Source organism: Serratia sp. K1WW1, from assembly GCF_055790865.1.
The window spans coordinates 3,122,500-3,136,696 of sequence record NZ_CM147697.1 but is presented as its reverse complement, the minus strand read 5'-3'; the positions used below and the strand labels follow the sequence as shown (position 1 = coordinate 3,136,696).

Below are 14,197 nucleotides of genomic sequence, written 5' to 3'. Positions count from 1 at the left end.
CATCAACGTCTGCTTATTATGCTCTGCATGCTGAGCAGGCGTTTTATATTGAAGAGATATTGCCGTAATGAAAAACATGAAATCAACCTTGCCCACGCGTTTGGGGTTTTATAACACGCTGTCCACGGTGCTGGTTGCCGGGGTATTGAGTCTCACCAGCCTCAGCGCTGCGCAGGCTGCCATTGCGCTTGACCGTACCCGTGCGATTATTTCCGGCGGTGAAAAGTCCATCAGCCTGAATGTCAGCAACGAAAATAAGCAACTGCCTTATTTGGCGCAAGGGTGGATTGAAAATGAAAAAGGGGAAAAAATCACCTCTCCCTTTACCGTATTACCGCCCGTACAGCGTATTGAGCCCGGTGCTAAAAGCCAGGTGAAAATCCAGGTGCTGCCGGATGTGGCTACTCTGCCCAAGGATCGGGAATCGGTGTTCTATTTTAACCTCAGAGAGATACCGCCAAAAAGCGACAAGCCGAACACCTTACAAATTGCGCTGCAAACCCGTATCAAGCTGTTTTATCGCCCAGACGCGATTGTGCCCACCCGGGAGCAGATGGATAACCCGTGGCAGGAGAAGCTGACTTTAACCAAGGAAGGGGACCAGTATAAGGTCACTAACCCGACGCCGTATAACGTCATCCTGGTGGATGCCTTGCCGAAGAAAGACGGCAAAACGGTGGCCGGTTTTGAGCCGTTCATGATCGCGCCGAAAAGCAGCCAGCCGCTGGGCGTGAGCGCCAGTGCATTGGGGAACAGCCCGGTCTTGACCTATATCAATGACTACGGTGGCCGCCCGAACCTGGCCTTCAACTGTCAGGGCAACGAGTGCAAGGTCGTGCCTGCGAAGAAGTGATGTCGCAGCCAAGATAATCGAACTTCCAGGGCAACACAGGGATGAACATGAACGGTAAATATGCGGTGGGGCTGATTTTACTCTCCTCTTTGGCACAGGCCACCGAGTTAGACAAGGTGGATAACTGGGATGTGGACGGTGCACACGGCGTGTTGCAGGTGCAGGGTGCGTTAACCGAAAGCGCCTGCCGCCTGGATATGTCCTCTGCCTGGCAGACGGTGGATATGGGTAACGTCGGTACGGGGATGCTACAGCATGTGGGCAAGCAGGGCACACCCGTGGCGGTTCAGTTGCGGTTGGAAGATTGCCTCGGTGGTGAGAGCCGTAACCGCAATAAGCTGGGCGATCTGCTGTGGAGCCCGGATATGCCAGCGATGAAGATCCGTTTTCTGGCCCCGACAGCGGCAGAAAATCCGCAGTTGATGGCGGTCTCCGGTGCCAAAGGGCTGGGGTTGCTGATGAGCGATCAGCGCAACGTTGCCATTACGCCGGGGGTATACAGCGCACCGACGCTGGTGTCACCGGGGCAAAACCAGTTGACCTATTACATTACGCCGGTACGGACTTCCGCCGGCCTGAGTGCGGGTGCTTATCAGGCGCAAATCCAGTTTCAACTGAGTTACGACTAGGAGCGGCCATGCGTTTACCAGTGAGTTCCCTACGCCAGGGCGGAGCGCTATGCCTGTTGATGGCGGTATTGGGCGTTACCCTGCCGCAGGCCCAGGCCGATACGGCGAACCTCAATTTGACGCTGACCATTATCACGCCACCACAGTGCACCATTCAGGGCGGTACGGCGATGAATGTCAGCTTTGGTGATGTGCAGCAGGGGTTGATCGACGGCAACTATAAAAAGACGCTGGTTGACTATGGCCTGGTCTGTACCAGCGTGGCGAACCCTTCGCTGAAAATGACGCTGGGCTGGACTAACGCCACCCTGGGCGGCGGGGCTGCTATCCAGACCAACCGCAGCAACCTGGGAATTGCGATTTACCGGGACAGCACGCGGCTGAGTAATAACGCGTCACTCAACTTTACCAACGGCAGTCCTCCGGTGCTGTATGCCGTGCCGGTGAAACCGAGCGGCGTGATGCTGACGGACGGCGGCAACTTCAGCGGAACCATGACGCTCACGCTGGATTATCAGTAAAACAGGAGTTAATGATGTCGTTAGTAACATCTCTCAAAGGACTGGTGCTGTTGGGCTGTTGCCTGGGGCCGGCGGTGGCTGCGCCTTTGACTATCACGTTGAGCGGCACGCTGATCGTCACGCCGCCGGAGTGTACGGTCAATGGCAATAGCATCACGGATATCCCGTTCGGTGACGTGCATGAAACGCTGATTGATGGCGTCAACTATAAACGGACGCAGATCACCTATGGTTTATCGTGCACCAACGTCTACAGCAATGCGCTGAAAATGACGCTGAGCTGGAACAACGTGACGCTTGGCGGAGGCAGTGCGGTGCAAACCAACCGGACCAATTTCGGTCTGGCGATTTACCAAAACACCACCCGGCTCAATAACAATGCGGTGATAAATTTCACCAACGGTACGCCGCCGGTGCTGTATGCCGTGCCGGTCAAACCGACGGGTACCGTATTAACCGACGGGGGCAACTTTACCGGCACCCTGACCATGCAGGTTGAATACCAATAAGGCGGGGCAACGGATGAAGACAACCTATTATCTCGGCGGCCTGGCCCTGTTGATGTTGTGGGGTAACCAGGCAGTCGCTGCCCCGCTGGCCGCGACCTTGTCCGGCACGTTGGTGGTGACACCGCCGGAATGTATTTTGAACAATGGTGGGCAGCAAAGCGTGCATTTTGGCGATATCTTGCTGACGCGTATCGATGGCAGCAATTACAAGCGACCGGTGCCATTGAGCCTGACCTGCACCAATCTGGCGAAAAATGGCCTGAGAATGACCCTGCAGGGCGATGCCACCACGTTCACCAGCAGCGGGGCATTGAAAACCAGCAATGGCAAATTGGGGGTGGCGTTTTACGTCAACAATACCCGGCAGGCGATTAATCAGCCGTTGAATATGAGTTACACCGCGTTGCCGACGCTGGAAGTGGCCCCGGTCAAGGATACGGCGGCCAGTTACCGTGATACGGACGGTGGGTATTTCAGCGCGTTGGCGACACTCAAGGTGGATTATCAATGACGAACAGTCTACGCAATTGGGGCAAGCAGACGCTGAGTGTGAGCGTACTGGCGGGTGTGTTGCTCAGCCCGGCCGCTCAGGCCAACTGGCAGATTGACGGCACGTTGATTATTCCCCCGGTGTGCCAATTGGGGCAACAAGACCCGATCAAAGTGTCTTTTGGCAAGGTCGGGGTGCGCAAGGTGGATGGGACGGCGTTTAAGAAGGACGTCCCCTACCAGCTGAATTGCCTGGGTGACATGAGCCAGCCGTGGGATGTCACGCTGACCTTTGGCGGTACCCTGGCAGGGACGGGTTTTGACAACGCCACCCTGCGTACGATAACGCCGCTCAATACCGGCAAGCTGGGGATCCAGATCCAGAAAAATGGTCAGCCGCTGGAGTTGAATAAGGCGTTTGCGATCGACGTGGGTACGCCGCCGATCCTGTCTGCCGTGCCGGTCAAACGGGCGGGCACCGACCTGGTGGGCGATGATTTTACCGCCACCGGCACGCTGACCATTGCGTTTCAGTAAACAGAGAGGGCTGTAATGACAGCAATTCAAAGCTATAGATGTGCGCTGTCGCTGCTGCTGGCCGGGCTGGTAGCCCCCAGCATGGCCGACACGGTGAATTTTGACGGTACGCTGATTGAGGATGCCTGTGAAATTTACCCGGGCGATGAGGCGGTGGAGCTGGATTTTGGTACGGTGATTGATAAATACCTGTACCTGAATACCCGTACCCACAGCCAGCCGTTTGCCATCCGGCTGATCAACTGTGACTTGGCGCTGGGGCGTGAAGTGAAAGTCACCTTTAGCGGCACGGCCAGCACGGCGCTGCCGGGGTACCTGGCGTTTGACAGTGGCAGCACGGCGAAAGGCGCCGCCATCGGGCTGGAGAACAGTGCGGGTGAGCTGCTGGCGATCAATACCGGCAACTACACTCAGCAGCTACAGGCAGGCAGCAACAATGCGCTGAACCTGAAGGCGTTTGTGCAGGGCGAGCCGCTGGCGTTACGGACCAAGACCCTCGGGCGGGGGGCCTTTGCGGCCACGGCGACCTTTACGCTGGAATATGAATAGCGCTGGTAAACCTGCGTTCGACAGCCTGTTGAGTCCGGTCACTGAACGTATTGCGATGTGGGTCGAGGCAGGGAGGATGATGAGTAAACATCAGCATCACCCTGTTATCGAGAGACTGGCGTGGGATCAGGCCTATCGTTGGCTTGTTCATCAACGCCGCCATGCGCCCGCGAATGCCGATATCTGGCACCTGCGGTTTCATTGGCAGACGCTGGATATGCCGTTATGGCAGGCAGTGACAAGCGGGCAATATCGCTTTACACCGATGCAGCGCATCGACACGCAACACGGGTCCCTGGTGATGTGGTCGGCCACTGACGCGCTGGTGTTGAAATGGTTGACACTGTGCGTCATGACACGTCTACCCAGGCATCCCGCGTGTCGACACTTGCGGGGGCATGGCGGGGTATCGGGTTCGTTGGCGAAAGTGCGTTCGGCTTTATTCTCGGGTGATTATCGGTTCGTATTTCGCACGGATATTCGGGGGTATTACGCGCATTTCTCGAAGGAACGGTTGCTGGCGTGGTTATTTACCCATATAGACCAGCCGGTCCATCGGGATTTACTGACCCAATATGTGCATTACAGTGTGGAATCGGGCGGGGAGTTTTTTACGCCGACGTCAGGCATATCCCGGGCCTGCTTATTGAGCCCAGTGATAGGGGGCAGTTATCTTTATCACCTCGATCAGGCTATGAGTCAGTTCCCGCATGTGATGTACGAGCGCTATATGGACGACTTTTTGTTGTTGTCGCCCACGCGTTGGCCGTTGAAGCGTGCCATTGCCCAACTGAACGGGTATCTCGCGGGTGACGGTTTTGAGAAGCACTCGGGCAAGACGCAGATTGGGCGGATAGCGAAGGGATTCAGCTGGTTGGGACGGTGGCTTACGGATGATGCTGAGTGCGTAATGAGCACATCGACAGTGGTAAAAGTACAGACATCATCGATGCTAGCGATTTAACGCGTTGGCATTTGGTGGACATTTAAATCAATCAACCTTTGGCTTTATGAGCAGCGAGAGCAATTAACAGCGGTGTGTTCCTCGTGAGGGTTGAAACTAAAATATGAGCGAAGAAACCATCATGAAACATGGAGTTGCTATTGTCGCGACGCTCCTTTCTGTGAACCCTTGCTTGGTACGGGGGACAACCTATATAGACGTCTCTAACGCCTATCCGTATATACTGGAAACAGACGACCATCGTGCGGAAACTATCGTGCCGGGGTCTTTGCAGCGCGGAACCTCTTCTGGACAAAAAACACCGAGAGAAATTGTTATTACCGGTAAACCCGTGAATAACCGTTCTGTGTATCAAGACAATTCTTCTGAATTGGCGTTCGGGTATTGTAGCGACGTATACAACCGGCTGGGGCAACCCGGATATGTGCCAGATATCTTAGATTATACAACGTTTGCGAACGGTTCGAGAATAATGGGTGGGGCCCACCGTATAAATCTTACGTCGAGCGACCAGAATCCGAACGTGACGTCCTTTGTTCCGGAATCATATCGTGTCTCCTGTAACGCCGGACAAAATCGCATCGTTTGGGGAGATCTGATTGTTTCATCAGTTGAGATTGTTGATCCTCCTCCGTGGATGGGAGGATCATCATGCTCTCTCGGGAATCAATCTCTCGCATTCAACTTTACTTCCAACACGGTTTCCACCACGGGAATGTCTCAGAATGAGAGTTTAACAATTACGTGTACTGCCGGGACTGCGCAAGATTACAATGTGAGATTAACAGGTAGCACCGTGTCAAACGGTCGATTATTATTTGGGAACGGGGTTTCTGCTCAAATATCTGTAAACGGGACACCACTGCCTGCCAACTCCTCTGGGATCGCGCTGAATGGATTAACCAGCAGAACTTTGCCAGTACAAGCCACTCTCTCGGGGACCGCTTCGGGTCCTGGAGTCACTAATGCAAATGGGGTTTTGGTGCTCGAAGCGCTGTAATTATGTTTGTGTCGGGGCTTTGTTGAATAAATCGAACTTTTGCTGAGTTGAAGGATCAGATGGCTCTGTCGCATTAAGGGATTGTCGGATAAAATGATGTTCTTTATGATGTTACCGGACCATTCCTTTGATCCGTATGCCGTACAGCGGCTGCTTTATCCCGTCGGTGTTGTCACTCTGCCATCGCTGGTACCGGGCTTATGCCCTGAGCCTGCGTAAACTGGAGGTCGTGATGGAGGAGCGCGGATTGCCGTTGACCATTTCTCACGCATCGCAGGGTTATCCGCATGGTGCCGTTACTGGATAAGGCTTTTCGCCGACATAAGCGCACAGTAGGACGGAGGTGGCGAATGGATGAAGCCTACATCAAAATCAAAGGTCAGTGGAAGTATCTGTACCGCGCAGTGGATACCGACGACCAGACCATAGACTTTCTGCTGACCGCCATACGGGACGCTGCAGCCGCGTTGCGCTTCTTTCGAAAGGCCATTCGTCATCACGGAGAACCCGAGGTTGTAACAATCGATAAAGTGGCGCCAATACTTAATACTTCAGTTCATGGTTAGGAGATTGGATCGTTTCTTTTTGAGGGCGACTGGCCATGAATAGTAGCGCGACGTCCCCCTTGATGGGGTGGTAGACGTTGGCACGATCTCCTTTCCCGATTGGGCGATCGGCGTTTCCGTTCTCTGTACTTCTCGGAAACGGGCGCAAAAGCAAATTTCGGCGGGTTGACACCTGACGTTCCGTTTTCTGGCGCAGTTTTTCAGAGCTTTTGCCGAACTGCATACGTTGCAGTTTGACGACCAGGGCTTTCAGCCGGTTTATTTCGCTGGCATAAGCCGCCACCCGCTGTGAGAGCAGCCGGTTATACTCCGCCATCTGGCGAAGGCTTTGCTGCTGAGCGTCCAGCAGTGCCCTAATTCGGGCATTTTCGTCGACGAGTGAACGAGCCATATTCCTACTTTACAGCAGGTTATATCCGTAGGCCAGGCCGTTCCACCGCAGCGGGTGCTTCCAGTTTATGCCTTCCAGCAGCATGGATAACTGGGCGGGTGTCAGATGAACTTTTCCGTCACGGGTCACTGGCCAGACGAAGCGCCCACGTTCCAGCCGTTTGATGAACAGGCACAGGCCGTCAGTATCAGCCCACAGGACTTTAATCATGTCACCTCGGCGGCCGCGGAAGATAAAAACCTGCCCGGAGAACGGATTATCTTTTAGCGTATTCTGCACTTTAGATGCCAGACCGTTGAACCCGTTGCGCATATCGGTGACCCCGGCAACGATCCAGATACGTGTTCCCGCTGGCAACATGCTCATTGTGCACCGGCCTTCATTTCACTGATCAGCATGTGCAGAAGCTCGGGGGTCAGATTCCCGCGGATACGCAGTATTCCAGAGGGAAGCTCCAGCTCGCAGCAGAGTTCTCCGACTGAAGGTGGTGATATAGCCGGTGTTGGTTGTTCAGCCGCTGTATTGGGTTCAGTCAGTGTGACGGGCAGGAGTAATGGGCCATCACCCTGTGGGCGCAGAAGCCCACGTATGTAAAGGTTACGCCAGTTGAACAACAGGTTGTCGTTGATACCGTGTTCACGCGCCAGTTGCGCCACATTGGCACCAGCCTGAAGCGACTTTTCTGCCAGGGTGATCTTAAAATCACGTGGAAAGTTTGGCCTGCGAGGCCGTTTGCGCACAACGGGTTCTTCCGGCGAAACAGGCCCAGGGGGGACAGATGCCCCAGACCTGACCGTTGTGGTACGCGCAGGATAAAGTAGGGCTTCGAGCTTTGCGGAAGTCATGGCATCAGGCAACGGCCAGCCAATCCCCTGTTTTCTGAAGCGAACAAAGAGATCGTAGAGGGTGCTTTTGGGGATGCCAAGCCGACGGCCGACTTCGGCTATGGGGATGTGCACATCAAGATGTAAGTGCAGTGCATCAAGGAGTAAGGTCCGGTATTTCACAGCGATAATGTCCATTATGAATGATGGACATTATTTTCCCTGAACCGGAGAGATATCGACAGACGGTCTAAATGAGCCGCTTACGTAAAACCGGACACCGATTTAGGCACATTGTTGTAGTCGTCGTTCGTATTCATCAGGCGAGATGTTTCCCAGCCGGTAATGCCGCCGCTTCAGATTATAAAAACTGTCGATATAATCGATAACGTCTGCAATACCCTGACTTCGGGTTTCATAGCGACGATAGTTAACTCTCTCTGCTTTCAGACTGCGGAAAAACCTCTCCGTAACCGCATTATCCAGGCAGTTACCCTTACGGCTCATGCTGCCCGTCACAGCAAGTTCCTGCTGGCAGGATTGGAACTGAGTACTGGTATATTGCGCCCCTTGATCGCTATGGAACACGACTGGACCTGTTGGCCGTCGTTTATTGATCGCCAGCCGTAATGCCCGCGTAGTCAGCGCGCTGTCCGGTTTGTCTGAGAAGGCCCAGCTCACTATTTTTCTTGAACATAAGTCCATGACAATAGCCAGATACAACCAGCCCTGAGCCGTGCGAAGATAGGTGATATCACCTGACCACCAGGTATTCAATGTCTCTGGATTAAATTGCCGATTCAGTAGGTTATCTGCCACTACAGCCGGTTTTCCACCACGGGGATAGCGGTGACGTCCGGGACGCTTCGCAACCAGCAACAGGGCTTTCATTACCTGACGGACGCGGTATCGGCCTACGTTAAAACCCTGTTCACGCAACTCAATACACATACGCCTACTGCCGTACGTCGCATCCATTTCAGCATGAACATGTTTAGCCGCTGCGTGAAGCATAAGAACATCGGCTTTGAGCGCTGGCCGCCTGCTCCGTGCGTAAAATACGCTGCGCGTAAGCGACAGGCAGCGACATACCTGCTGGATATTTGCACCAGCCTTCTTCAGCTTTACCGCGACTTTTTGTCGTTGTTCATTTCCATGGCGAAGAAGGCCGAAGCTTTTTTTAACAGGTCATTGTCGCTCTGTAGCTGACGTACCTGCTTTTCAAGTTCCTGTATTCGCCGTTGTTCAGGTGTAATGGCACTGGCTGCTGGCGTCTCGCCCCGTACTTCTCCGCGATACTGGCGTAGCCAGCGCTGCAATGTGGAAAGACCAATATTCATTGTTTCAGCAGCTTGTGTCACCGGGTAGTTGTGCTGAAGGACCAGATTGACACATTCCTGTTTGAACTCATGGGTAAACGTTTTTCTGCGCATTCTCACCTCGTTAGTGCTGCTTATTATATCTCTAACAAAGTGTCCGGGATCATTAGACCATTACACCTTATATGTGGGTGCTCATAGGCACAGGATACCGTTCGGTCTACAAGGCGACAGGGAAATAGACAGTTGGGGCACAATCTCTCCCACGGGCTCATAGGCACTAGGGTTAGGAGGAGCTCACCAACTATCTCCCGATGATCAGTCGGGGATCTTCTCCGCTAAGGCGGAGAAGATCAAGACATAAGGGTTGGGGTGAGGGGCTAGCTCTCTACAAAGCGAAACTCGTTTACGTCAAACATCCCTTTGCTGGTCAGCCATCCCCGGATCGCAGCATTTCACTTACGTGCACAGTAAAATGACGGCACCTATCCGGTAGAAAAAACGTCCCCTTCTTTGGTGGCAGGGTAAGCGGTGAAGTCGAACTTCAGCCCCGGTTCCAGGTAAAACAGACGGAGGTAACGAGCCAGATCTTTGCTGTCACTGTTGTTGGCCGGTGCGGTCACCCCTGAATTTTCACTACTTGGGTCCCCCCAGTTTCAGGTGCGGCAGAACAACGTAAAAGCGAAAATTACTCACTGTGGGTTTTAAAACATCGTCATTCCTTTATTGTTGATGACTTTATGGTATTGTAATTTTTTCTTGATATAAATGAAGTTTCCTTTTTGGCAAGCTTTCCTCAATTTATCTCTGATGCTGGTATTTATAATTGCCGAGAATCAGATTGACGCGGCAATGGGTTTTTACGAATGTAATCCATGGACTTCAAAAAGTTAATCTCAATCCCATATACCACCGCCACAGTCACGACTACAATGCGCTCACTGATTGCAGGAGGAGTGACTATTAAGCACTCTGGCTTATGTAGACTACATGAAATTCGCCATCAGTATCTCTTTTGTAAATTACCCATTATGCGTTGTGGGTTTATTCGTAAATAAAGGAAGTTTAAATGAAAGTTAAATTCGTAACCGCTATCGTTCCTGCCTTTCTGATGTTGTCTTCTTCTGCTTTCGCCATTGAAGGGGAAACCAGCACCGTGATCTTCAACGGTGAAATCGTAGAGTCTACTTGCGCACTGGCTACTGCTTCTAAAAATCAGGTTGTTAACCTGGGTTCTGTTTCTGCCAATGGTTTCGGTGGTGCTGGCGGCACTAGCATGGCTAAAGAATTCACCATCAACCTGACCGATTGCAGCCTGGACAATGCCACTGCGGCAACAGTCACTTTCAGCGGCGATACCGCAGCTGACAATGCGCTGAATGTGACCGGTGGGGCTGAAGGTGTTGGCCTGCAGATCCTGCAAAACGGTACGCCGCTGAACCTGGACGGTTCTGCCGCTTCCGTGGCGCAAGAACTGGAAGAAGGCAGTAACTCCCTGAGTTTTGCTGCGCGTTATGTGGCACTGGCTGCTGATGTGACTGCGGGTCAGGCTAATGCCACTGCCAGCTTCACCCTGAATTACGAGTAATCGCTCTTTCCCCCCGGGTTACATCTCCGGCCTGGGGGGATCAGCGGTAAATGGCTATTTCTAAGGTATCCCCATGCTTTTTACTTTATTGCAAAAACCCGTGGCAGCGCTGCTATTATTGGCAACCTGCCTGCTATCGTTATCCGCATTAGCTGATGGCGGTATTGTGCTGGGCGGGACACGCCTGGTTTATCCTGCAGGCCAGAAACAAATCAGCCTGTCGGTTCGCAACACCTCGCAACAGTCCGGTTTTTTGGTCCAATCCTGGGCCGAGAATGCGAGCGGCAAAAGATCCAACGACTTTGTGATAACTCCCCCTCTGTTTGTCAGCAATGCCGGGGATGAGAATGTCCTGCGTTTGATGTACGTAGGGCCAACATTACCCGCAGACCGCGAGACGCTGTATTATTTTAATGCCAAGGCTGTGCCTTCCATTGATAAAGAAAAAACTGAGGGCAGTAATACGTTGATCCTCGCAGCTGTCACCCGAATTAAAATATTTGTTCGCCCTGCAGGCTTGGCGGGCGATGTGGATAAAGCGTCATCCATGTTGACATTCAGTCGCAGCGGCGATCAAATTAAAATAAACAACCCGTCGCCCTATTATATTACTTTGGTTAAGGTGAGCAGCGGCAATAAAAAGCTCAAAGACGTTATGGTGGCCCCTTTCAGCCATGAGACGGTGACCCTGCCTAAAGGGAGTGCGCGCACCTTAGCTTACAGTACAATCAATGACTACGGTGCTATTTCGTCGCAAAAGACTATCGACCCGCATTGATTTTCTAACTTTTTAGAAAATATTAACTTATTTATTTCCACACTGCTCATGCGGTGGGGGAAGAATGTACTTTACCGGGTGTAAAAAGATGATGAGAAAAACACCGCTGACTCTGATCGTGGCCAATCTACTTTTTCCAATGGCGTATGCCGAGATGTACTTCCCCCCAGGGCTCATCTCAACAGAGGGAGAGGCAGTCGCGGATTTATCCCGTTTTCAGAACCAGGCGGGCGGCCGCCAACCCGAAGGTGAGTATCTGGTTGATGTTTATCTTAACCAAAAACTGATTGCCCCTAAAAAAATCCGATTTTCAGCCGTTGATGAGGCTGACATTAACGTGCGTGATGATGTGCGGGATAAAACAGGCTTGATTGCCTGTCTGACGCGCAAGGAACTGAATGATGCCGGCGTCAAGGTAGCGCTTTATCCGGCACTGATGGCCATGAACGAATATACCTGTGTTTCTCCGGGGAAATATATTCCACATGCTTTTACGGCGTTTAATTTCCAGAAGATGAGACTGGATATCAGCATTCCCCAGGCGGCCATGCGTAACACCAGTCGGGGGTATGTAGAACCAGAACAATGGGATGAGGGCATTAATGCGGCGCTGCTTAATTACACGTTCAGCGGCAACAACCGTTTTGCCAGCAACTATGACAGCAACAGCTATTTTCTTAACCTGAACGGGGGGCTGAATCTGGGGCCCTGGCGTTTACGTGACCAGCGAAGCTGGAATTACTATGACACCCAATATGGCCATCACCAACAGTGGCAACGGATCAACACCTATGTTGAGCGTACGGTTATTCCCCTGCGCAGTAATCTGGTGATGGGGGAAGGGACGACCGGCAGTGATATTTTTGATTCTATCGGTTTCCGGGGGATGCAATTATCGACGGATGACAACATGTATCCCGATACTCAGCGAGGGTTCGCCCCGCTGATCCGTGGGGTGGCTGAAAGTAATGCCGAAGTCACCATTAACCAGAATGGCTACAGCATCTACAAGACCACGGTGGCACCGGGGCCCTTTGAGATCACCGATCTGACACCGGTCTATTCCAGTGGTGACCTTGAAGTCACGGTACGTAATGCGTCTGGCAGGGTGCAGGTGTTTACGGTCCCTTATGCCTCGGTGCCGATGTTGCAGCGAGAAGGCCGGGTCAAATACAGCCTCACGGCGGGCCATTACCGGAGCAACAGCGAGCGTTACGATAACCCTGGGTTTGCCCAAGGTACTGTGCTGTGGGGGTTACCGCATAACGTGACCACCTACGGGGGGACGCAGTTCACGCAAAAATACCTGGCCGCCCAGTTTGGCGCTGGGGTGAACCTGGGCGAGTTTGGGGCATTGTCTGCGGATATTACCCATGCTAACAGCACGCTACCCGACGACAGCAAACACCGTGGGCAGTCGATGCGCTTTCTGTACGCCCATGCATTTAACCCGACAGGCACCACATTTCGCCTGACGGGCTACCGCTATTCAACCAAAGGTTTTCATACGCTGGATGAAACGGCGCTTAAGAGCATGAAAGGCCGCCTGTATGACTATGACGGGTTGGATAGCGACGGCAAGCCTGTCGCGGACAATTACGCTGACTATTACAATTTGAATAATACCCGCCGTGCCCGTTTCGAAGCCAATATTTCGCAACGACTGGGCGATGCCGGGTCACTGTATCTGACCGGTGTCAGACAAACCTACTGGAATACCGATCGCAGTAATAACTCTCTGCAGGCGGGCTTCAGCAGCATGCTGGGGCCGGTGAACTACTCGATGAACTACGGCTATACCCGGCAGAGTAATGATCGCGATGCGTCTTATACCGATCATAGCGTCAACCTGTCCCTGTCGGTACCGCTGGATCGGTTGTTCTCACCAGATAAAAACCGCAGATCGATGTACGCCACGTTCAATGGCAGCAGCGATGGCCACGGTAACCTGAGCCAGCAGGCTGGCCTGAGTGGTTCACTGCTGGAAGGCAATAACCTGGATTGGAACCTCTCGCAAGGCTATGCCCGCTCTCAGGGGAATACAGGAAATGCCAGCATGTTCTATCGCGGTGGGTCGGGTAACGCGAATGTGGGCTACAGTTACAGTAGTGATTATCAACAGGCCAGTTATGGCCTGTCCGGCGGAGCCATCATACACCGCGGTGGGGTAACGTTGGGGCAGCCGCTCGGCGATACCAATGTCCTGCTTTCTGCTTCCGGTGTACCGGGTGTGGGGATCCAGAACCAGCCGGGTGTACAGACGGACTGGCGGGGGTACGCCATCCAACCTTATGCCATCGGGTACCGTGAAAACCGGGTTGCACTGGATGTTGACACACTGGATGAACGTACAGAAGCCGACAGCAATGTCGCTCGTGTCGTGCCAACCAAAGGGGCGGTATCACGTGCTGAGTTTGCGCTGCGGCGTGGGTACCGGGTGCTGCTGTCGGTGATTTACCTGGGCAAACCGCTACCGTTTGGTGCCGTAGTCTCATCCGGCGATAACAGCGGGATTGTGGGGGATGCTGGCCAGGTGTTCTTATCCGGTATGCAGGAAAAAGGGCAGGTGAAAGCAAAATGGGGCAACGGAGTGAACCAGCAATGCACGGGGGAATACCGCCTGCAGAATGAACTGCACACAGCCCCCTTGGCCAAAGCCTCTGTGGTCTGCCGCTAACCC

16 protein-coding genes and 3 pseudogenes are annotated in these 14,197 nt (G+C 53.1%); 13 read left to right on the top strand and 6 right to left on the bottom strand.

Annotated elements, in window-relative coordinates; all coding sequences use genetic code 11:
• Positions 1 to 67: 67 nt before the first annotated feature.
• The 10 genes and pseudogenes from ACX9GU_RS14185 to ACX9GU_RS14140 form a co-directional block, all read left to right on the top strand.
• Entirely contained in the window at positions 68 to 853 is a 786-nt protein-coding gene (locus tag ACX9GU_RS14185; protein ID WP_437343662.1) for a fimbria/pilus periplasmic chaperone, read from the top strand.
• A 47-nt stretch (positions 854 to 900) separates the two neighbouring features.
• Positions 901 to 1,482, top strand: coding sequence for a fimbrial protein (locus ACX9GU_RS14180; RefSeq protein ID WP_254612003.1), 582 nt, complete (start codon positions 901 to 903; stop codon positions 1,480 to 1,482).
• Positions 1,483 to 1,490: 8 nt separating this feature from the next.
• On the top strand, positions 1,491 to 2,003 hold the full coding sequence (locus ACX9GU_RS14175) for a fimbrial protein (RefSeq protein WP_473191957.1): 513 nt from the start codon (positions 1,491 to 1,493) through the stop codon (positions 2,001 to 2,003).
• Positions 2,004 to 2,014: 11 nt separating this feature from the next.
• Positions 2,015 to 2,512 (top strand): fimbrial protein, encoded by a 498-nt coding sequence (locus ACX9GU_RS14170; protein WP_473191956.1) that lies wholly within the window; start codon positions 2,015 to 2,017, stop codon positions 2,510 to 2,512.
• 13 nt (positions 2,513 to 2,525) lie between these two features.
• Positions 2,526 to 3,023 carry a fimbrial protein gene (locus ACX9GU_RS14165; RefSeq protein WP_473191955.1) on the top strand — a complete coding sequence of 166 codons (498 nt, stop codon included), beginning with the start codon at positions 2,526 to 2,528 and terminating at the stop codon, positions 3,021 to 3,023.
• Positions 3,020 to 3,538 (top strand): fimbrial protein, encoded by a 519-nt coding sequence (locus tag ACX9GU_RS14160; protein ID WP_473191954.1) that lies wholly within the window; start codon positions 3,020 to 3,022, stop codon positions 3,536 to 3,538. The genes ACX9GU_RS14165 and ACX9GU_RS14160 overlap by 4 nt, the downstream gene beginning before the upstream one ends.
• A 15-nt stretch (positions 3,539 to 3,553) precedes the next feature.
• A complete protein-coding gene (locus ACX9GU_RS14155) occupies positions 3,554 to 4,087 on the top strand; it encodes a fimbrial protein (protein ID WP_473191953.1) in 534 nt (177 codons plus the stop codon).
• Positions 4,088 to 4,163: 76 nt separating this feature from the next.
• Entirely contained in the window at positions 4,164 to 5,051 is an 888-nt protein-coding gene (locus ACX9GU_RS14150; RefSeq protein ID WP_473191952.1) for a reverse transcriptase domain-containing protein, read from the top strand.
• Positions 5,052 to 5,154: 103 nt separating this feature from the next.
• Positions 5,155 to 6,051, top strand: coding sequence for a hypothetical protein (locus tag ACX9GU_RS14145; RefSeq protein WP_473191951.1), 897 nt, complete (start codon positions 5,155 to 5,157; stop codon positions 6,049 to 6,051).
• A 108-nt stretch (positions 6,052 to 6,159) separates the two neighbouring features.
• A pseudogene (locus tag ACX9GU_RS14140) lies at positions 6,160 to 6,581 on the top strand (IS6 family transposase); the annotation flags it as partial.
• Between the two features lie 205 nt (positions 6,582 to 6,786).
• On the opposite strand, the pseudogene ACX9GU_RS14135 reads toward ACX9GU_RS14140, so the two are convergent.
• From ACX9GU_RS14135 to ACX9GU_RS14110, 6 genes and pseudogenes are all read right to left on the bottom strand, one after another.
• A pseudogene (locus ACX9GU_RS14135) lies at positions 6,787 to 7,008 on the bottom strand (IS66 family transposase); the annotation flags it as partial.
• Between the two features lie 19 nt (positions 7,009 to 7,027).
• Positions 7,028 to 7,374 (bottom strand): annotated as a pseudogene (gene tnpB, locus ACX9GU_RS14130) (IS66 family insertion sequence element accessory protein TnpB).
• Positions 7,371 to 8,015, bottom strand: a complete 645-nt coding sequence (tnpA, locus tag ACX9GU_RS14125) for an IS66-like element accessory protein TnpA (RefSeq protein WP_473195186.1) — start codon at positions 8,013 to 8,015, stop codon at positions 7,371 to 7,373. Before tnpA ends, tnpB begins: the two are co-directional and overlap by 4 nt.
• Before the next feature lie 102 nt (positions 8,016 to 8,117).
• Positions 8,118 to 8,954 (bottom strand): IS3 family transposase, encoded by an 837-nt coding sequence (locus ACX9GU_RS14120; protein ID WP_024531423.1) that lies wholly within the window; start codon positions 8,952 to 8,954, stop codon positions 8,118 to 8,120.
• Between the two features lie 2 nt (positions 8,955 to 8,956).
• Positions 8,957 to 9,265, bottom strand: coding sequence for a transposase (locus tag ACX9GU_RS14115; RefSeq protein WP_025384143.1), 309 nt, complete (start codon positions 9,263 to 9,265; stop codon positions 8,957 to 8,959).
• A gap of 371 nt (positions 9,266 to 9,636) precedes the next feature.
• On the bottom strand, positions 9,637 to 9,774 hold the full coding sequence (locus ACX9GU_RS14110) for a hypothetical protein (RefSeq protein WP_473191950.1): 138 nt from the start codon (positions 9,772 to 9,774) through the stop codon (positions 9,637 to 9,639).
• Positions 9,775 to 10,220: 446 nt separating this feature from the next.
• Here ACX9GU_RS14110 and ACX9GU_RS14105 point away from each other — a divergent pair, with 446 nt between their 5' ends.
• The 3 genes from ACX9GU_RS14105 (at position 10,221) to ACX9GU_RS14095 (ending at position 14,194) form a co-directional block, all read left to right on the top strand.
• Positions 10,221 to 10,739, top strand: coding sequence for a fimbrial protein (locus ACX9GU_RS14105; protein ID WP_473191949.1), 519 nt, complete (start codon positions 10,221 to 10,223; stop codon positions 10,737 to 10,739).
• 73 nt (positions 10,740 to 10,812) lie between these two features.
• Positions 10,813 to 11,517: a fimbria/pilus periplasmic chaperone gene (locus tag ACX9GU_RS14100; RefSeq protein WP_473191948.1), complete on the top strand. Its 705-nt coding sequence runs from the start codon at positions 10,813 to 10,815 to the stop codon at positions 11,515 to 11,517.
• 88 nt (positions 11,518 to 11,605) lie between these two features.
• Positions 11,606 to 14,194, top strand: a complete 2,589-nt coding sequence (locus tag ACX9GU_RS14095) for a fimbria/pilus outer membrane usher protein (RefSeq protein WP_473191947.1) — start codon at positions 11,606 to 11,608, stop codon at positions 14,192 to 14,194.
• Positions 14,195 to 14,197: the final 3 nt, after the last annotated feature.

What these genes read in the sequence shown, in the direction of transcription:
- ACX9GU_RS14175 (WP_473191957.1), top strand. Translation starts at nt 1,491, where the DNA reads ATGCGTTTACCAGTGAGTTCCCTACGCCAGGGCGGAGCGCTATGCCTG.
- ACX9GU_RS14155 (WP_473191953.1), top strand. Translation starts at nt 3,554, where the DNA reads ATGACAGCAATTCAAAGCTATAGATGTGCGCTGTCGCTGCTGCTGGCC.
- ACX9GU_RS14185 (WP_437343662.1), top strand. Translation starts at nt 68, where the DNA reads ATGAAAAACATGAAATCAACCTTGCCCACGCGTTTGGGGTTTTATAAC.
- ACX9GU_RS14095 (WP_473191947.1), top strand. Translation starts at nt 11,606, where the DNA reads ATGATGAGAAAAACACCGCTGACTCTGATCGTGGCCAATCTACTTTTT.
- ACX9GU_RS14105 (WP_473191949.1), top strand. Translation starts at nt 10,221, where the DNA reads ATGAAAGTTAAATTCGTAACCGCTATCGTTCCTGCCTTTCTGATGTTG.
- ACX9GU_RS14170 (WP_473191956.1), top strand. Translation starts at nt 2,015, where the DNA reads ATGATGTCGTTAGTAACATCTCTCAAAGGACTGGTGCTGTTGGGCTGT.
- ACX9GU_RS14150 (WP_473191952.1), top strand. Translation starts at nt 4,164, where the DNA reads ATGATGAGTAAACATCAGCATCACCCTGTTATCGAGAGACTGGCGTGG.
- ACX9GU_RS14145 (WP_473191951.1), top strand. Translation starts at nt 5,155, where the DNA reads ATGAGCGAAGAAACCATCATGAAACATGGAGTTGCTATTGTCGCGACG.
- ACX9GU_RS14180 (WP_254612003.1), top strand. Translation starts at nt 901, where the DNA reads ATGAACGGTAAATATGCGGTGGGGCTGATTTTACTCTCCTCTTTGGCA.
- ACX9GU_RS14160 (WP_473191954.1), top strand. Translation starts at nt 3,020, where the DNA reads ATGACGAACAGTCTACGCAATTGGGGCAAGCAGACGCTGAGTGTGAGC.
- ACX9GU_RS14100 (WP_473191948.1), top strand. Translation starts at nt 10,813, where the DNA reads ATGCTTTTTACTTTATTGCAAAAACCCGTGGCAGCGCTGCTATTATTG.
- ACX9GU_RS14165 (WP_473191955.1), top strand. Translation starts at nt 2,526, where the DNA reads ATGAAGACAACCTATTATCTCGGCGGCCTGGCCCTGTTGATGTTGTGG.
- ACX9GU_RS14115 (WP_025384143.1), bottom strand. Translation starts at nt 9,265, where the DNA reads ATGCGCAGAAAAACGTTTACCCATGAGTTCAAACAGGAATGTGTCAAT.